Source organism: Streptomyces sp. NPDC127100 (genome assembly GCF_042724095.1).
GTDB lineage: Bacteria > Actinomycetota > Actinomycetes > Streptomycetales > Streptomycetaceae > Streptomyces.
Genome location: NZ_JBHXFL010000001.1, coordinates 36,342 through 54,048, shown reverse-complemented (window position 1 = coordinate 54,048; position 17,707 = coordinate 36,342). Strand labels below are relative to the sequence as shown.

At 75.2% G+C, this 17,707-nt stretch carries 16 protein-coding genes; 11 read left to right on the top strand and 5 right to left on the bottom strand.

Going from position 1 to position 17,707, the window contains the following annotated elements; genetic code table 11:
• The first annotated feature begins 91 nt into the window (after positions 1 to 91).
• Positions 92 to 1,318, top strand: a complete 1,227-nt coding sequence (locus ACFWJB_RS00240) for a hypothetical protein (RefSeq protein WP_386919255.1) — start codon at positions 92 to 94, stop codon at positions 1,316 to 1,318.
• 40 nt (positions 1,319 to 1,358) lie between these two features.
• Here ACFWJB_RS00240 and ACFWJB_RS00235 read toward each other — a convergent pair whose 3' ends face one another.
• The gene (locus tag ACFWJB_RS00235; protein ID WP_385458923.1) at positions 1,359 to 2,684 is read right to left on the bottom strand and encodes a PH domain-containing protein; all 1,326 of its coding nucleotides are present in this window, start codon (positions 2,682 to 2,684) and stop codon (positions 1,359 to 1,361) included.
• Complete coding sequence (locus ACFWJB_RS00230; protein WP_385458816.1) at positions 2,669 to 3,211, bottom strand: PH domain-containing protein; 543 nt, start codon at positions 3,209 to 3,211, stop codon at positions 2,669 to 2,671. The genes ACFWJB_RS00235 and ACFWJB_RS00230 overlap by 16 nt, the downstream gene beginning before the upstream one ends.
• A gap of 31 nt (positions 3,212 to 3,242) precedes the next feature.
• Between ACFWJB_RS00230 and ACFWJB_RS00225 the strand changes: the two genes are divergently transcribed.
• Complete coding sequence (locus ACFWJB_RS00225; protein ID WP_385458814.1) at positions 3,243 to 4,394, top strand: NADH-quinone oxidoreductase subunit D; 1,152 nt, start codon at positions 3,243 to 3,245, stop codon at positions 4,392 to 4,394.
• On the opposite strand, the gene ACFWJB_RS00220 is transcribed toward ACFWJB_RS00225, so the two are convergent.
• The gene (locus ACFWJB_RS00220; protein WP_385458812.1) at positions 4,359 to 5,534 is read right to left on the bottom strand and encodes an SAM-dependent methyltransferase; all 1,176 of its coding nucleotides are present in this window, start codon (positions 5,532 to 5,534) and stop codon (positions 4,359 to 4,361) included. The genes ACFWJB_RS00225 and ACFWJB_RS00220 overlap by 36 nt on opposite strands.
• Before the next feature lie 118 nt (positions 5,535 to 5,652).
• Between ACFWJB_RS00220 and ACFWJB_RS00215 the strand changes: the two genes are divergently transcribed.
• The 3 genes from ACFWJB_RS00215 to ACFWJB_RS00205 all read left to right on the top strand — a co-directional run bounded on the left by ACFWJB_RS00215 (position 5,653) and on the right by ACFWJB_RS00205 (position 8,287).
• Positions 5,653 to 6,855: a histidine kinase gene (locus ACFWJB_RS00215; protein WP_385458809.1), complete on the top strand. Its 1,203-nt coding sequence runs from the start codon at positions 5,653 to 5,655 to the stop codon at positions 6,853 to 6,855.
• Between the two features lie 83 nt (positions 6,856 to 6,938).
• On the top strand, positions 6,939 to 7,613 hold the full coding sequence (locus ACFWJB_RS00210; RefSeq protein WP_385458807.1) for a response regulator: 675 nt from the start codon (positions 6,939 to 6,941) through the stop codon (positions 7,611 to 7,613).
• Between the two features lie 41 nt (positions 7,614 to 7,654).
• Positions 7,655 to 8,287 (top strand): AAA family ATPase, encoded by a 633-nt coding sequence (locus ACFWJB_RS00205; protein WP_385458805.1) that lies wholly within the window; start codon positions 7,655 to 7,657, stop codon positions 8,285 to 8,287.
• Positions 8,288 to 8,310: 23 nt separating this feature from the next.
• On the opposite strand, the gene ACFWJB_RS00200 is transcribed toward ACFWJB_RS00205, so the two are convergent.
• Together ACFWJB_RS00200 and ACFWJB_RS00195 are read right to left on the bottom strand one after the other, a co-directional pair.
• A complete protein-coding gene (locus ACFWJB_RS00200; protein ID WP_386919251.1) occupies positions 8,311 to 9,417 on the bottom strand; it encodes a DUF5937 family protein in 1,107 nt (368 codons plus the stop codon).
• A 178-nt stretch (positions 9,418 to 9,595) separates the two neighbouring features.
• Complete coding sequence (locus ACFWJB_RS00195) at positions 9,596 to 10,780, bottom strand: threonine aldolase family protein (RefSeq protein WP_385458801.1); 1,185 nt, start codon at positions 10,778 to 10,780, stop codon at positions 9,596 to 9,598.
• 238 nt (positions 10,781 to 11,018) lie between these two features.
• On the opposite strand from ACFWJB_RS00195, the gene ACFWJB_RS00190 reads away from it, so the two are divergent.
• The 6 genes from ACFWJB_RS00190 (at position 11,019) to ACFWJB_RS00165 (ending at position 17,684) form a co-directional block, all read left to right on the top strand.
• A complete protein-coding gene (locus ACFWJB_RS00190; RefSeq protein WP_385458799.1) occupies positions 11,019 to 11,966 on the top strand; it encodes a Rossmann-like and DUF2520 domain-containing protein in 948 nt (315 codons plus the stop codon).
• The gene (gene panC, locus ACFWJB_RS00185) at positions 11,963 to 12,955 is read left to right on the top strand and encodes a pantoate--beta-alanine ligase (protein WP_385458797.1); all 993 of its coding nucleotides are present in this window, start codon (positions 11,963 to 11,965) and stop codon (positions 12,953 to 12,955) included. The genes ACFWJB_RS00190 and panC overlap by 4 nt, the downstream gene beginning before the upstream one ends.
• The gene (locus ACFWJB_RS00180; protein ID WP_386919248.1) at positions 12,952 to 14,685 is read left to right on the top strand and encodes an L-aspartate oxidase; all 1,734 of its coding nucleotides are present in this window, start codon (positions 12,952 to 12,954) and stop codon (positions 14,683 to 14,685) included. The genes panC and ACFWJB_RS00180 overlap by 4 nt, the downstream gene beginning before the upstream one ends.
• A 5-nt stretch (positions 14,686 to 14,690) precedes the next feature.
• Complete coding sequence (nadC, locus tag ACFWJB_RS00175) at positions 14,691 to 15,671, top strand: carboxylating nicotinate-nucleotide diphosphorylase (RefSeq protein WP_385458921.1); 981 nt, start codon at positions 14,691 to 14,693, stop codon at positions 15,669 to 15,671.
• Between the two features lie 4 nt (positions 15,672 to 15,675).
• A complete protein-coding gene (locus tag ACFWJB_RS00170) occupies positions 15,676 to 16,473 on the top strand; it encodes a type III pantothenate kinase (protein ID WP_053134917.1) in 798 nt (265 codons plus the stop codon).
• 620 nt (positions 16,474 to 17,093) lie between these two features.
• Complete coding sequence (locus ACFWJB_RS00165) at positions 17,094 to 17,684, top strand: hypothetical protein (protein WP_385472358.1); 591 nt, start codon at positions 17,094 to 17,096, stop codon at positions 17,682 to 17,684.
• Positions 17,685 to 17,707: the final 23 nt, after the last annotated feature.

Here is a 17,707-nt window from a genome sequence, read left to right as displayed (position 1 = left end):
GAATCCTGATGCCGTGTGAACGCGTCGGAGACGGCCGTGTTTTTACGGGGCGGGGCGCCAAGATTCGCCTACGCGCGGTAAGTTTCTGGCCATGCCACGTGGACGTCACCGTCATTCCCCGCCTCTGCACAGACTGCTTCCTCCGTCGGCGATCGCAGGCGTCTCGGTCGTCTGCGCACTCGGCCCCTGGGTGTTCGGCGAGGCGGTGGTCCTCCGCGCGCTCGCCGCGACCGCCGCGGTGACGGCGGTCGCCGGTGCGGTCGTCATGCGTCACTGGGACGCCCAGGCCGGCAAACGCGTCGCCGACCTCACGCGCGCGCGTGCGAGCGACGAATGGCGCTACGAGGAACGGGTCGCCGAACTGGAGTCCGACCTCGAGGAGTCGCGCGAGCTGCGCATGAAGCTGGAGCACCGGCTGCGCGCCAAGCGCACCGAGCTGGCGGGCCTGCGCAACGAGCACGCTTCCCTGCTGCGCCGGTACGCCACCGCGGAGACCGAGCGCGCCAGCGCGCTGGAGGGCCGCCGCCTGCTGGAGATCGAGGCCGCGCCGGCGACACGCGCGCTGCCCGCGGCCCGGCCGGCCCCGGTGGAGGAGACGCGCCCGGCGGAGACCGGGGACCCGCGGGCCGCCGCGTCCGCGGAGGCCGCCGGGGAGACGCCCGTGGCGCCTGCCGTCTTCTCGCCGGCGGGCTCCCGGCTGTTCCTGCGGGCGAGCGCCGCGCTGGCACGGTTCGAGGACGACGAGACGCTCGCCGGAGAGGACCGTGAGCCCGCCGGCGGTGACGACGACGGCGGCGACGACGGTGACGGCGGCGGCAACGGCGGCGGCGAGAGCGCCGCGGCGGCCGAGCCCGTGCCGGAGGACGAGGCGCAGGGACAGCCCGAGGGGGCCGACGGGCACGAGGCCGCGCCCACCACCGCGCCGGGCCGGTCGGACGACCTGCCCGACCGGCCGGGGCAGGCCGACCAGTCCGCCGAGCAGCCGTCCGCGCGGCAGCCCGGCCGGCACTACACGGTGCCGGCCGCGGTGGCCGTCGTGCCGGCCGCTCCCGCGCGGCGCCCGGTGGTCGAGGGCGGTTTCGACTTCTTCGGCACCAAGGACGCGACGGCGTCGCCCGCCGCCCTGGAGGCCGTGCAGAACGAGGACCTCGCCGACGTCGTCGGCCAGGAGGCCCTCGCCCTGCACAAGGCCGAGACGGAGGCCGCCTTCAAGCCGGCCGGCGAGGAGTCCCGGGGGGTGGGTCAGGTGATCGACCTGACGGCCCACGACGAGACCGAGCAGATCGACGTACAGGGGCTGCGCAGCGCGGCCTCCTGACCGGAGCGGACCCGGCGGCGGACGCCGTCACCGGTCCGGGTCACGCCATCCACCGGTCCGGCAGCGCGTCCCGCCGCCCCGTGCGGGAGCGCTCCGCCTGCCCGCGCAGCAGCTCCGCCGCCTCGCCGGCGTCCCGCAGCCGCGCGGTCACGGTCTTGTTCGCCCCCGTGTCCACCCGTACGTCGGCGACCCGCCGGGCCCGCTGCCAGGGGCCCTGCGTCAGGCGGACGCTCTGCACCTTGGCGTGCGGGACCAGCGCCAGGCTCCGCCGCAGCAGCCCGCGGCGGGCGGCGAACACCGCGTCGGTGACGGCCAGGCCCTGGCCGCGCCACCACAGCGGCAGGCACCACCGGGACCGCCGCGGCGGACGCGACAGCGCCGACGGCGCCGGCACCGTCGCGCCGGGCAGCACGCGTGCCACCACCGACTCGGCGATGTCGCGCGGGGCGACCGGCACCAGCACGGAGTTCGACGACCCGGCCACGTCCAGCTCCACCCGGACCCACCCCCGCCGGCGCCACAGCAGCGGCTCCACGATCCGCACCGTCTGCACCCGGCCCGGCGGCACCGTCTCGTGGGCCCGGTCCAGCAGCCCGTGGTCGAGGCGCAGCCCGTCCGGCGACTCGGCCACCGTCCAGTCGTACTCCCCGACGAACCGCCCCACGCTGCTCGCACCGGCCGCGCCCAGCAGCGGCAGGGCGGTCGCCAGGACCGTCCACAGGCTGTGGGTGGCCGACCAGAGCAGCGTCGGCACGACCACGGCGGCGGCCAGCGTGCCCCAGGTCGCGCCGGTCAGCAGCAGGGAGACGGCCAGCACACCGGGCGGCACCCGCAGCAGGTGCCGGGACGGGGCCTCGCCGACCTCGTGCGCCGTCTCCGGCGCGAAGCCCGCCGCGCGCGCGAGCAGCTCGGCCCGCAGCGCCCGCGCCTCGGCGGCGCCCAGGAAGGCCAGCTCGTCCTTCTTGGCGGTGCCGATGACGTCGAGTTTCAGCTTGGCGACCCCGGCGACGCGGGCCAGCAGGGGCTGGGTGACGTCGATCGCCTGGATGCGTTCGAGCCGGATGTGCGCCGTGCGCCGGAACAGCAGGCCGGTACGGATGCGCAGCTCGGCGTCCGTCACGGCGAAGTGGGTGAACCACCAGGTCAGGAAGCCGTACAGGGCGGCGGCCGGGATCAGCACGGCGAGGCCGATCAGCAGCGTGGTCGTGGTCAGCCGCGCCAGTTGGCGCTGTGCCTGGTCGGGGTCGTGGACGGCCCACCCGACGATCACGGCGACCGGCGCCCAGGCCCGCCGCAGCGGGGTGACCGGGTGCAGCCGGCGCTCGGCCACCGCCTCCCCGGCGCCCGCGGTCACAGCCCCGCCGATCGGGCCTCGCCCAGCTCGGTGAGCCGGTCGCGCAGGCGTTCCGCCTCGGCCGGGTCCAGGCCGGGGATGGTCGCGTCGGTCGCGGCGGCGGCCGTGTGCAGCTGCACGCTGGCCAGCCCGAAGTACCGTTCGACGGGCCCGGAGGTCACCTCGACCAGCTGCATCCGGCCGTACGGCACGACGGTCTCCTCACGCCACAGCACGCCCCGGGTGATCAGCAGGTCGTCGGCGCGCTCGGCGTACCGCCACGAGCGCCAGTTGCGCTCCAGCATCACCCAGCCGCAGGCCAGCACCGCCAGCGGCAGCAGCGCGAAGGCCGCCCAGCCGGGGCCCGCGAGCAGGCCGGGCAGAAGACCCGCGGCGAGGGCGAGCAGCCCCAGCCACACCACAAGCAACAGCCGCCGCATCCGCAGCAGTCCCGGGGGCAGCCCGGTCCACACCGGTCCGTCCGCCGCCGTGCCCGCCCCGGCCCCCGCCGCCCCTGCCCCGCCCGCCGTGCCCGTGTGATCAGGGCTCCCCGTCTCCATGGACCCAGCGTACGTAGGGGACACTGGGCGCATGACTCCTACGACGGAGACCATGGTCGGTATCGGCGGCGCCGCGGAGAGCACCGACATGGTGCTCAACATCGGCCCCCAGCACCCCTCCACGCACGGCGTGCTGCGGCTGCGGCTCGTCCTGGACGGAGAGCGCATCACGAGCGCGGAGCCGGTGATCGGCTACATGCACCGCGGCGCGGAGAAGCTGTTCGAGGCGCGTGACTACCGTCAGATCATCGTGCTGGCCAACCGGCACGACTGGCTCTCCGCGTTCTCCAACGAACTGGGCGTCGTCCTCGCCGTGGAGCGCATGCTCGGCATGGAGGTCCCCCCGCGCGCGGTGTGGACGCGGACGCTGCTCGCGGAGCTGAACCGGGTGCTCAACCACCTGATGTTCCTCGGCTCGTATCCGCTGGAACTCGGCGGGATCACCCCGGTCTTCTACGCGTTCCGGGAGCGCGAGGTCCTCCAGAACGTCATGGAGGAGGTCTCCGGCGGGCGCATGCACTACATGTTCAACCGCGTCGGCGGCCTCAAGGAGGACCTGCCGTCCGGCTGGACCGCACGCGCGCGTGCCGCCGTCGCCGCCGTGCGCTCCCGCATGGGCGTCTTCGACGACCTGGTGCTCGGCAACGAGATCTTCCGCGGGCGGACGCGCGGGGTGGGCACCCTGAGCGCCGAGGCCGTGCACGCGTACGGCGTCAGCGGGCCGATCGCGCGCGCCTCCGGCGTCGACTTCGACCTGCGCCGCGACGAGCCGTACCTCGCCTACGGCGAGCTCCAGGACACCCTGAAGGTCGTCACCCGCACCGAGGGCGACTGCCTCGCCCGCTTCGAATGCCTCCTGGAGCAGACGCACAACGCCCTCGACCTCGCCGACGCCTGCCTGGACCGGCTGGCCGGGCTGGCGCCCGGGCCGGTCAACCAGCGGCTCCCGAAGGTGCTGAAGGCGCCCGAGGGGCACACGTACGCGTGGACCGAGAACCCGCTCGGCATCAACGGCTACTACCTGGTCAGCAAGGGCGAGAAGACCCCGTACCGGCTGAAGCTGCGCTCGGCCTCGTACAACAACATCCAGGCCCTGACGGAGCTGCTGCCCGGGACGCTGGTCGCGGACATGGTGGCGATCCTGGGGTCACTGTTCTTCGTCGTCGGGGACATCGACAAGTAGCCGCGCGGCGTCGACGGGCCCGACCGGCTGGAGCAGCCACACGAAGTCGCCGAGCCCGCCGGACGCGGTCAGCTCGGCGGCCTCGGAGGCCCGCGCGAGGGCGCGCACGTACGCCGCCGGGTCGGTGGCGGCCAGCGCGAGCGGGGGGCGCGCGCCCGCGACCCCGAGGGCGCGCAGGGCGTCGCGCTGGGGGAGCAACCGCGCGCCGGGGGGCGCGCACGCCGGCTCGCACCCCACGGCACCCGTCCGGTGCCCCGCGTCGCCCGCACGGTCGGCGCCGCCCGCCGTGCCTCCCGTGCCGTACGCCGCCGCGCAGGCGTCCAGGGCGACGTGGGCCGTGATGTCGCACGTCCCGTCCGGTACCGGCGTCGTCCCGCGGCCCTCCCGGAAGCCGGTGAGCGTTCCGAAGGGCGGGCGGGTGTCCAGCGTGTGGGCGTAGTCGGCGGCCACCGCCAGCCCCCGTTCGAGCGTGGAGACGGCGGACGCCCACGCGGTGTCCCGGGGGAGCCCGATCTCGGCCCGCAGCCCCTCCTCGCGCGGCAGCGGCCACCAGCGTGCCAGCCACTCGGCGTCCGGCCCGTCCACCGGCTCCCCGAGCCGCTCCGTCCCGTCGCCCCGGACCAGCACCCGCCGTGCCACGCCGGCGGCGTCCACCTCCGCGACGTCCACCGGCACGTTGTCCAGCCACTCGTTCGCGAACAGCAGCCCCGTCACCCCCCGCGGCGGCCCGGGCAGCCACTCGATGCGCCGGTCGAGCCCGTCGGGGCGCCGCCCGGCGACCTCCACGGCGTACGCGCGCGTGCGGGCGGCCACGTCCGCGGGCAGCGCGGCCAGCACACCGGTGACCAGCTCGCCCCGCCCGGCGGCCATGTCCACGAAGGCGAGCGACGCGGGCCGGCCCAGCGCCTCGTCGACCCGGCACAGCAGCCGCGCCACGGCGCCCGCGAACAGCGGCGACGCGTGCACGGAGGTGCGGAAGTGCCCGGCGGGACCCTCGGGCCCGCGGTAGAACCCCGCCGGCCCGTACAGGGCGTCCTCCGTGGCCTCCCGCCAGCCGCGCCAGCCGCCGCCCGCCCAGCTCGCCCCGTCCGCCCCGTCCGTCCCGCCGGTCTCCGCCGTCCCCGCTGTCCTCGCCGTCACAGACCCAGGCTAGGCGCACAGGTGAGCGGAGCCTCCACCTTGCGGAGTATGCGCGGCGGACGCGGATCGGCCCTCCGGTTGACCCCTGCACCTATCGCCCTTCCCTACGCTGGGTTACGTGCAGCGCCTCTACGATTTCCTCCGCAGACACCCGATCGGTGTCGACTGTTTCTGGGCCCTCGCCCTGCTCGGGATCTCCGCGATCTCCGTGACCACGCAGCAGGAGGCCCAGGGGAAGGACGTCACGGCGCTGGTCGTCCCGCTCATCGTGCTGCTGTGCCTGGTGATCGCGCTGCGCCGGCGCATGCCGGAGAAGATGCTGCTGCTGGCCGTCGGACTCGGCGCGTGCCAGCTCGCGCTGGACGTCCCGACGATGTCCGCGGACTTCGCGCTGCTGGTGATCGTCTACACCGTCGCCGCGACCGGCGCCCGCTGGGCCTCCCGGGTCGCGCTCACCACGGGCCTGTGCGCCGCGCCCCTCGCCCAGCTGCGCTGGCCCAGCGAGAACACCGGCATAGCGGGCAACATCGCCATAACGGTCTTCCAGGCGGTGCCGTTCGCCCTGGCCTGGGTGCTCGGCGACTCCATCCGCACCCGCCGCGCCTACTTCGCCCAGCTGGAGGAGCGCAACGCCCGGCTGGAGAAGGAGCGCGAGGCGCAGGCCAAGGTCGCGGTCGCCGCCGAGCGGGCCCGGATCGCCCGGGAGCTGCACGACGTCGTCGCGCACAACGTGTCGGTGATGGTGGTGCAGGCCGACGGGGCCGCCTACGTCCTGGACGCGGCCCCCGACCAGGCGAAGAAGGCCCTGGAGACCATCTCCTCCACCGGCCGGCAGGCTCTAGCCGAGATGCGCCGCCTGCTCGGCGTGCTGCGCACCGGCGAGCACCAGGAGGCCGGCGAGTACGTTCCGCAGCCCGACGTCCAGCAGATCGAGGACCTCGTCGAGCAGTGCCGCACCTCCGGGCTGCCGGTCGACTTCAAGGTGGAGGGCACCCCGCGCCCGCTGCCCAGCGGCGTCGAGCTGACCGCGTACCGCATCGTGCAGGAGGCACTCACCAACACCCGCAAGCACGGCGGTCCCAACGCGGGCGCGAGCGTGCGGCTCGTCTACTTCGACGACGGGCTCGGCCTGCTCGTCGAGGACGACGGCAAGGGCGCCCCCCACGAGCTGTACGAGGAGGGCGGCTTCGACGGACAGGGCCACGGGCTGATCGGGATGCGGGAACGGATCGGCATGGTCGGTGGCACCCTGGACGCGGGCCCGCGGCCCGGCGGAGGGTTCCGCATCAGCGCTCTGCTGCCGCTGAAACCCGCACACTGACCTCCGCGCCCGTACGCACGTACGGCGTTGACACCTGTCACACACCCCGGCCGGGCTCCGGCCGGAGAACGGAAGAGGCCCCGATGACGATCCGCGTGATGCTCGTCGACGACCAGGTGCTGCTGCGCACCGGGTTCCGGATGGTGCTCGCGGCCCAGCCGGACATGGAGGTCGTCGCGGAGGCGGGCGACGGCGTCGAGGCCCTGGAGGTGCTGCGCTCCACCGCCGTGGACGTCGTCCTGATGGACGTCCGCATGCCCAAGCTCGACGGGGTGGAGACCACCAGCCGGATCTGCGTGGACCCGGCCGCGCCGAAGGTGCTGATCCTGACCACCTTCGACCTGGACGAGTACGCCTTCTCGGCGCTGAAGGCCGGTGCCTCCGGCTTCATGCTCAAGGACGTGCCGCCCGGTGAGCTGCTCGCCGCGATCCGCTCCGTGCACAGCGGTGACGCGGTCGTCGCCCCGTCCACCACCCGCCGGCTCCTCGACCGGTTCGCGCCGATGCTGCCGGCCACCGGGCAGGAGCCCCGGCACGCGGAGCTCCAGCGGCTCACCGAGCGCGAGCGCGAGGTGATGGTGCTGGTCGCGCAGGGCCTGTCCAACGGGGAGATCGCGGCCCGTCTCGTGCTGTCCGAGGCGACCGTCAAGACCCACGTGGGCCGCATCCTCACCAAGCTCGGACTGCGGGACCGGGTGCAGGTCGTGGTCCTGGCCTACGAGACCGGGCTGGTGCGGGCCGGCGGCGGACACGGCTGAGCACGCCCCGGCGCGGGCCCGGCGTCGGTAGGGTGCCGCGCATGCTCCTGTGGATCAACGGGCCCTTCGGGGGCGGCAAGACACAAACCGCGCACGAGATACGCCGCCGGCTGCCCGGCAGTGTCGTCTGCGACCCCGAGTTCGCAGGCTTCGGGCTGCACCGCATGCTGCCGCCCGGGCTGCGGGGCGACTTCCAGGACCTGGTGTCCTGGCGGCAGGGGGTGGTGGAGGTCCTCGACCTGGCCCTCACCCGGCACGACGGCGTGGTGATCGCCCCCATGACGGTCACCGAGCCGGCGTACTTCGCCGAGACCGTGGGACGACTGCGCGAACTGGGGCACGACGTCCGCCACTTCACCCTCCTCGCCGAACGGGAGACCGTCCTGCGGCGGCTGCGCGAGAGGGGCTTCGGTCACCTCCTGAAGTACGTCACCGGGAAGACCTCCGGCCTGCGCCGCGAGAGCTGGGCCGTGGAGCGGCTCGACCACTGTCTGGAGCGGCTGCGCGAGCCGGAGTTCGCCGAGCACCTGTGGACGGACCGCACGACCGTCCCGAGGACCGCCGACCGGATCGCCGTCCTGGCCGGGCTCACTCTGGAGCCCAACGACGAGGGCGCGCTGCGGACGCGGCTGCGGCAGACGGGGGTGGGGCTGCGGCACATCCGTCTCGACTGACCGCTCGCGCGGGCGGCGCCGGGCTACCGCAGGATGCCCTCCAGGAAGTCGCTGCCCAGCCGGGCCACCACCGTCACGTCCAGCTGGTGCAGGACGTACCGGCCGCGGCGGCGGGTGGTGATCAGGCCCGCCTTCTTCAGCGCCCCCAGGTGCCGGGATATCTCCGGGGCCGTCACGCCGTGCGCCTGCGCCAGCTCGCTCGTGGTGTACGCGCTGCGGGCCAGGTGGCGGCAGATCCGCATCCGCACCGGGTGGGACAGCGCCGACATCCGCAGCGTGAGCTGCTCGACGGACGGCGGGGAGACCGGCTCGGCGGCACCGACGGGGTAGTGCAGGACGGGCTGCCAGCCGTACCGGTGCAGGACCGACAGGTGCGGCCAGCCGAAGCTGGTGGGCAGGAGCATCAGGCCGCCGTCCCCGGTGGCCGTGCGGCCGTCGCCGAGCTTGTCGACCGTGATCACGCCCGCCGCCTCGTCCAGCGCCACCGCCGGGGACACCGCGGCCAGCGCCTCGGCCAGGCCCCGGTGCCGCAGCAGCTCGGTCTTGTGCCGGGCGTCGGCCGCGAGCTGGTGGCGCAGCCGGGCCCACGCGTCCGAGAAGAACGCCTCGTCGCAGTCCTGCAGGAACTGGCGCAGCCAGGCCCGGATCCGGGGCGGGTCGGCCAGCAGCCGCTCACTGAACCGCAGTTGCCGCGGCCCGCGCGCGGCGGCCAGGTCGAGGGCGCGCCGGCGCACCGCGGCGTCCGTGAGCGCGGAGGCGCCCCGGGTGCCGTACGGCAGGGCGCAGGTGAACTCCAGGGCCGCGTCCACGAACTGCTCGTCCGACAGCTTGTCCAGCAGGTCCAGGTCCTCGGCGAGGGTGGCGCCGGGCAGCGTGGTGCGGCCCGGGATGCCCGCGAACGGCATGAACAGGTCCGAGAACGTCGTCCGCCACAGGAAGTCGGCCTCGCACATCCGGTCGGCCAGGTGCGGGTCGAGCCGGGCGGAGGCCCCGGTCACCCAGCCCTGGAGACCCGGGTGGTGGGCCGGCTCGGAGAGCGCGTGCAGCGCCATGCACAGCTCGCCCAGGGGCGAGGGCACGACGGCGACCCTCTCCGGCCGCAGCCCCGCGATGTCGATGCGCACGCTCATGCCCCCATGGTGCACGCCACCACCGACAACGCCGCCGCCGATTGACCGGCGCCGTCAATCGGCGCGGCACCGCCGGCCCGGCCGGAGCGGCCTGGGACCGGCGGGACGCCGCGGAGCCCGCGCACCGGCCCCTTGTCCCCGTGCCCGGAGAGGGCGATCCGCCATGAGGGCGGGCGGGTCAGCGGGGCAGCCGCGCGGCGAAGTCCGCGACCGCGGCCTTCACGTCGTCCGCCGTCCACTCCAGGCCGTCCGCCTCGATCCCGACCTCGGTGACGGCGATGCCCGGCCCGGTCGCGTCCCAGGGCCGGCCGAAGAGCAGGGTGCCCGTCTCCTCGCCCTGCCGGATCGCGACCTCGCCGGCGACGTCGGCCTCGTACGGCAGCCAGACCTGGAACTCGTGGGTGTGCGGCACCTCGGGGTGCACCCGCGCCCACGGCAGCCCGGCCGCCGCGAAGCCCTCGCGCAGCGCGGCGGCCACCACGCGCGCGTGCCTCGCGTACTCCGGCAGCCGGGGCAGCTCGCGCTCCAGGCCGGCCAGCGCCGACAGGGCCGTGGGGAACTGCTGGAACACGTTGCCGCCGTAGCGGTGCCGCCAGGCCCTGGCCTCCTCCACCAGGGTGCGGGGGCCGGCCAGGGCGGCGCCGCCGTAGCCCTTGAGGGACTTGTAGAACGAGACGTACACGCTGTCGGCGAGGCCCGCGATCTCGTCCAGCGGGCGGCCGAGGTGCACGGTGGACTCCCACAGACGGGCGCCGTCGAAGTGCACCACCGCGTCGCGCTCCCGGGCTGCCCCGACCACCTCGGTCAGCTCCTCCCAGGTGGGCAGCAGGTAGCCGGCCTCCCGGAGCGGCAGCTCCAGCATGAGCGCGCCGAACGGCTCCCCGAAGTCGCGCACCTCGCCGGCGGTGGGCTGCCGGGGCTCGTCGGTCAGCCGTACCGGGCGCAGGCCGCTGACCCTGCTGAAGGCGCTCCGCTCGTGCACCTCGGGATGGCCGAGCCCGTGCAGGGCCACCACCGGGTTGCCGGTGCGGCCGGCCCAGCAGCGCAGCGCCACCTGCTGGGCCATGGTCCCGGTCGGGAAGAAGGCGGCGTCCTCGTGGCCGAGCAGGGCGGCCGTCCGCCGCTCCAGCGCCTCCACGACGCCGTTGCCGTACAGGTCCGACGCCTCGTCGAGGTCGTAGAGCTCCCCGGCCCCGTCGAGCAGGGCGAGCCGCTCCCGCAGGGTGGCGCCGTAGCCAGGGCGGGCGAGCAGGCGTTCGGCGCTGCGGTGGACGGCCACCCGCCGCTCGCGCATGCGCCGGTAGTGCTCCTCCCGCCCCTCCGTCGCGTCCGTCCGTTCCGCGTTTTCCCCAGTGCCAGTCATGCCGGGATCATGCCGTGCGGGAAGCGACGCCGGCACCGGGGTTTCCGCTTCCGGCGGGCACGCGCCCGGAGCGGGCGGGCGTGCGGGCCGTGCGGGCCCCGGGCCGGACGGCTCCCCGGAGGCGCGTGCGATAACCCACAGCCTGTGGACAACCGGACGCCCGCGGGACCGATAGCGTTAACATGACGAGAAATCGTCCGGTACCCCGAGCGGACTGGAACGGGAAGGCCGCAGTCGCGTGAACACAACCCCACAGCCAGACCCCAAGGACCGCCCCGCGCGGCTCACCGTAGGCGTCGTCGGCGCCGGCCGGGTGGGCCCCGCGCTGGCCGCGTCCCTCCAGCTCGCCGGACACCGTCCGGTGGCCGTCTCCGGGGTCTCCGACGCCTCCAGGCGGCGCGCCGCCGCCCTGCTCCCCGACGTGCCGCTCATGACGCCCGCCGAGGTCCTCCAGCACGCCGAACTGGTGCTGCTGACCGTCCCCGACGACGCGCTGCCCGGCCTGGTGACGGGGCTCGCCGAGACCGGCGCCGTGCGCCCCGGCCAGCTGATCGCGCACACCTCGGGGCGGTACGGCGCCAAGGTCCTGGACCCCGCCCTGCGCGCCGGAGCCCTGCCGCTCGCCCTGCACCCGGCGATGACCTTCACCGGCACCCCGGTGGACGTCCAGCGCCTGGCCGGCTGCTCCTTCGGCGTCACCGCGCCCGAGGAACTGCGGCTGGCCGCGGAGGCCCTGGTCATCGAGATGGGCGGCGAGCCCGAGTGGATCGCCGAGGACAGGCGCCCCCTGTACCACGCGGCGCTCGCGCTCGGAGCGAACCACCTGGTCACCCTGGTCGCCCAGTCCCTCGAGCTGCTGCGCACCGCCGGCGTCGAGGCCCCCGACCGGATGCTCGGCCCGCTGCTGGGCGCCGCCCTCGACAACGCCCTGCGGTCCGGCGACGCGGCCCTGACCGGCCCCGTCGCACGCGGGGACGCGGGCACGGTCGCCGCGCACATCGTGGAACTGCGCGCCCACGCCCCGCAGGCCGTCGCCGGCTACGTGGCGATGGCCCGCGCGACGGCCGACCGCGCCCTGGACCACGGCCTGCTCAAGCCCGAACTCGCCGAGGACCTCCTCGGGGTACTCGCCGACGGGAACCGCCCGGCCGACGGCACCGACGGCACCGAGGGAGACGCCCGATGACCACCACCCTGCTGCGCACCGCGGACGAGCTGCACGCGCGCGTACGGCACGGTCGCCGGGCCGTCGTGATGACCATGGGCGCCCTGCACGAGGGCCACGCCACCCTGATCCGTACGGCCCGGCGCACCGTCGGCCCGGACGGCGAGGTGGTCGTCACCGTCTTCGTCAACCCGCTCCAGTTCGGCGCCGGGGAGGACCTGGACCGCTACCCGCGCACCCTGGACGCCGACCTGGGGATCGCCGAGCGGGCCGGCGCGGACGTCGTCTTCGCCCCGTCCGTCGAGGAGGTCTACCCCGGCGGCGAGCCGCAGGTCCGCGTCACGGCGGGCCCCATGGGCGAACGCCTGGAGGGCGCCTCCCGCCCCGGCCACTTCGACGGCATGCTCACCGTCGTCGCCAAGCTGCTCCACCTCACCCGCCCCGACCTGGCCCTGTACGGCCAGAAGGACGCCCAGCAGCTCGCCCTGATCCGCCGCATGGTCCGCGACCTGAACTTCGGCCTGGAGATCGTCGGCGTGCCCACCGTGCGCGAGGAGGACGGTTTGGCCCTCTCCAGCCGCAACCGCTTTCTCTCGCCCCAGGAGCGCCGCACCGCCCTGGCCCTTTCCCAGGCCCTGTTCGCCGGCCGCGACCGGCACGCGGCCCAGGAGGCGCTGCGCGCGCGGGCCCGCGAAGTGCCCGCCACGCGCGCGCGTGCCGAGGCCCTCGGCGCCCTCGGCGAGTCCCGCGCGGCGGCCGACGCGCACGCCGTCGCCACCTCCGCCCCGGGCGGCGCCACGGCCGTCCGCGCCGCCGCCCGCCTGGTCCTGGACGACGCCGCCCGCTTCGACCCGCCGCTGCGGCTGGACTACCTCGCCCTGGTCGACCCGTCCGACTTCACCGAGATCGGCGACGACCACACCGGCGAGGCCGTCCTCGCGGTCGCCGCCCGGGTCGGCGCCACCCGGCTGATCGACAACGTCCCCCTCACCTTCGGAGCCGCCTCGTGACCAGCACAGGCATACGACTGCACGCCCCCGCGCCCGGCTGGGACATCACGGCGGACGTGGTGGTCGTCGGCTCCGGCGTCGCCGGCCTCACCGCAGCGCTGCGCTGCGAGGCCGCGGGACTGGCCACGGTCGTCGTCACCAAGGCCCGCCTCGACGACGGCTCCACCCGCTGGGCCCAGGGCGGCATCGCCGCCGCCCTCGGCGAGGGCGACACCCCCGAGCAGCACCTCGACGACACCCTGGTGGCCGGCGCCGGCCTGTGCGACCCGGAGGCCGTCCGCATCCTCGTCACCGAGGGCCCCGACGCCGTACGCCGGCTCATCGCGGCCGGTGCGCACTTCGACGAGTCGTCCGGGGGCGGACTCGCCCTCACCCGCGAGGGCGGCCACCACCGCCGGCGCATCGCCCACGCGGGCGGCGACGCCACGGGCGCGGAGATCTCCCGCGCCCTGGTCGAGGCGGTCCGCGCGCGGGGGATCCGGACGGTCGAGAACGCCCTGGTCCTGGACCTCCTCACGGACGCCGAGGGCCGGACCGCGGGCGTAACCCTGCACGTGATGGGCGAGGGCCAGCACGACGGCGTGGGAGCGGTCCACGCCCCGGCCGTCGTCCTGGCGACCGGCGGCATGGGCCAGGTCTTCTCGGCGACGACCAACCCGTCCGTCTCCACGGGCGACGGCGTGGCGCTCGCCCTGCGCGCGGGCGCCGAGGTGAGCGACCTGGAGTTCGTGCAGTTCCACCCCACGGTCCTCTTCCTCGGCCCGGACGCGGAGGGCCAGCAGCCCCTGGTCTCCGAGGCGGTACGCGGCGAAGGCGCCCACCTGGTGGACGCGGACGGCGTGCGCTTCATGCTCGGACAGCACGAACTGGCCGAACTGGCACCCCGGGACATCGTCGCCAAGGGGATCACGCGCCGCATGCAGGAGAAGGGCGCCGAGCACATGTACCTCGACGCCCGCCACTTCGGCGCCGAGATGTGGGAGCACCGCTTCCCCACGATCCTCGCCGCCTGCCGCGCCCACGGCATCGACCCGGTCACCGAGCCGATCCCGGTCGCCCCGGCCGCCCACTACGCCTCCGGGGGCGTCCGCACCGACGCCTCGGGCCGCACCACGGTCCCCGGCCTGTACGCGTGCGGCGAGGTCGCCTGCACGGGCGTGCACGGCGCCAACCGCCTCGCGTCGAACTCCCTCCTCGAGGGCCTGGTCTACGCCGAGCGCATCGCCGCCGACGTCGCGGCGAGCCACGCGGACGGCACCCTCCGCGCGCGCGTGCCGGCACCGCTCCCGCACGCGGACCGCCCGGCGCACCCCCTCCTCCCGCCGGAGGCCCGTTTCGCCATCCAGCGGATCATGACCGAGGGCGCCGGCGTACTGCGCTCCGCCGACTCCCTCACCCGCGCCGCCGAGCAGCTCCACCGGCTGCACACCGAGGCCCGCGACGCCCTGTACGAGAACGGGAAGACGGCCGAGCCGGGCGTCGACACGTGGGAGGCGACGAACCTCCTGTGCGTGGCCCGCGTGCTGGTGGCCGCGGCGGCCCGGCGCGAGGAGACGCGGGGCTGCCACTGGCGCGAGGACCACGCGGACCGCGACGACACGAGGTGGCACCGCCACATCGTCGTACGGCTGAACCCGGACCGCTCCCTCGCCGCGCACACCACGGACACGCCAGAATTCCCCCCGACCACCTCCGGCCCCCGGCCGGCGCAGCGCCCCCAGGAGCAGTGACGACAGTGAACACCCCCGACCTTCCCCTCGCCTCCGGCGGAGGCTGCGGCGACGGCTGCGGCTGCGGCGCGGACACCGACGCGGAGACCTACCTCGAGTGCGGCCTCGACCCCGCGCTCGCCGCGCTCCTGCTGGACTCCGGCCTCGACCCCGTGGAGGTCGAGGACATCGCGAACGTCGCCCTCCAGGAGGACCTGGCCCACGGCGTGGACGTGACGACGGTCGCGACCATCCCCGAGGACGCGGTGGCCACCGCCGACTTCACCGCCCGCGAGGCCGGCGTCGTGGCGGGCCTCAGGGTCGCCGAGGCGGTCCTGTCGATCGTCGCCACGGACGAGTTCGAAGTGGAACGGCACGTGGCGGACGGCGACCGGGTGGAGCCCGGCCAGAAGCTCCTGTCGGTCACCACCCGCACCCGCGACCTGCTCACCGCCGAGCGCAGCGCGCTCAATCTCCTGTGCCGCCTGTCGGGCATCGCGACCGCCACGCGCGCGTGGGAGGACGCCCTGGAGGGCACCGGGACCCGCGTCCGGGACACCCGCAAGACGACTCCGGGCCTGCGCTCGCTGGAGAAGTTCGCGGTCCGCTGCGGCGGCGGCGTCAACCACCGCATGTCCCTGTCGGACGCGGCCCTGGTCAAGGACAACCACGTGGTCGCCGCCGGCGGCGTGGCGGCGGCCTTCCAGGCGGTCCGGGAGCGCTTCCCGGACGTCCCCATCGAGGTCGAGGTCGACACGCTGCACCAGCTGCGCGAGGTTCTGGACGCCGGCGCCGACCTGATCCTGCTGGACAACTTCACGCCGGGTGAGTGCGAGGAGGCGGTGGCGCTGGTCGACGGCCGGGCCGCCCTGGAGGCCTCGGGCCGCCTGACCCTCGGCAACGCCAAGGAGTACGCCGCCACCGGCGTCGACTACCTGGCCGTGGGAGCCCTCACCCACAGTTCCCCCATCCTGGACATCGGCCTCGACCTGCGGGAAGCGGAGTAGAGGCATGCTGCTGACCATCGACGTGGGCAACACCCACACCGTCCTGGGCCTGTTCGACGGCGAGGACATCGTCGAGCACTGGCGCATCTCCACGGACTCGCGCCGCACGGCCGACGAGCTGGCGGTCCTCCTCCAGGGCCTGATGGGCATGCACCCGCTCCTCGGCGACGAGCTGGGCGACGGCATCGACGGCATCGCCATCTGCGCGACCGTCCCCTCGGTCCTGCACGAACTGCGCGAGGTCACCCGCCGCTACTACGGCGACGTCCCCGCGGTCCTGGTCGAACCGGGCGTCAAGACCGGCGTCCCGATCCTCACCGACCACCCCAAGGAGGTCGGCGCCGACCGCATCATCAACGCGGTCGCCGCGGTCGAGCTCTACGGCGGCCCGGCGATCGTCGTGGACTTCGGCACGGCGACGACGTTCGACGCGGTGAGCGCGCGCGGGGAGTACGTCGGCGGGGTCATCGCCCCCGGCATCGAGATCTCCGTCGAGGCGCTCGGCGTCAAGGGCGCGCAGCTCCGCAAGATCGAGGTGGCGCGTCCGCGCAGCGTGATCGGCAAGAACACGGTCGAGGCGATGCAGTCCGGCATCGTCTACGGCTTCGCGGGCCAGGTCGACGGGGTCGTCAACCGCATGGCCCGCGAGCTGGCCACGGACCCCGACGACGTGACGGTCATCGCCACGGGGGGTCTGGCGCCGATGGTCCTGGGCGAGTCGTCGGTCATCGACGAACACGAGCCGTGGCTCACGCTGATGGGCCTCCGACTGGTCTACGAACGCAACGTGTCCCGGATGTAGGGGCCTGGCGCTGTGGTGGTCCGGGGGGTGGATCGCGTGGCCCGGCGCTACGGGTTGCCGCTGCGCCCACCCGTGCCGCCCTGGGGGCACCTCCCAGGCCGTTCAGGCACTGGGGGAGGCACGACTGCCCGCAGCTGGGGCGAGCGGCGCGACGGCCCGCAGCCGAGGGCGAGCGGCGCGGCGGCCCGCGGCCGGGACGGCGTAGCGGGAGGGCGGAGCGGGACGGCCGACAGCCGCGTACGGCGGGAAGGGGACGGGTCGGGGGGTGTCCGCCCGCAGCGGTTGGCGCGTCCGCGCCGACCACTTCTGCGGCCGACCGATTCCGCGCCGTTCCGAGGACGGACACCCCCCGGCCCGGCCCCGACCCACAGACCACGCACCGCGCTACGCGCACCCCCACCGTCCCCGCACAGGCCGCCGCAGGCATCCCGCACCCCCACCGACCCCGCGCGGGCCGCCGCAGGCATCCCGCACCCCACCCAACCCGCATCGCCCGCCCCCACCGCCGGAGGCCCACGCATACGAGTGGCCCACCACGCCACACCCACCCCCTATGTAAAATTTGTCCGATTAGCGCGTATCGTCGCCGCATGCCCACGCCATACGGATCCCGAGGCGGCATGGCGTTCGGCGCCCAGGAGCTGCGTGTGCTCCGGCGCGCCCTCGCCCTCGCCCTGAACCCCAGCCCCGCCTCGGGCGAGGACGTCCAGGACTGTCTCCGCCTCGCGAAGTCGCTCGACGAGGCGATGGGAGAGAGCGCCCGGCTGCGCGACTTCCTGCTGGCCGACCTCGCCCGGTACCGCGCCGCCCTCCCCGGCAGCATCACCGGCTACCTCACCCTCCTGGACGAGGCCCTCAGCGCCGGCCACCACCCCGTCGCGGACGACCTCGCCGCACTCAGGGCACTCCGCGGCAACCCCGCCGCCGCCGGCCTGCTGGCCCGCTGCGCACCCCCGGCCGCCGCCACCGTCATCGCCGCCGCCACCCCCACCGTCCCCGCCGCGCGCACCCGCCTCCTCGCCCTCCCCGGCGGCCGCCGTGCGGGCCAGGACCAGGCCGCCCGGCCCGGCGCGAAGCCCGCGCAGAAGCCGGCCCCCGGTCCCGCCCCGGCCACCCCGAAACGCCCCGTCCCCACCCCCGGCGAGGTCTTCCCCCGCCGCAAGCCGACCCCGCCCCCCGCCGGCTCCCGGCACCACCTCGCCGCCGGCTGACGGGCCCTGGCTACTCTGGATCC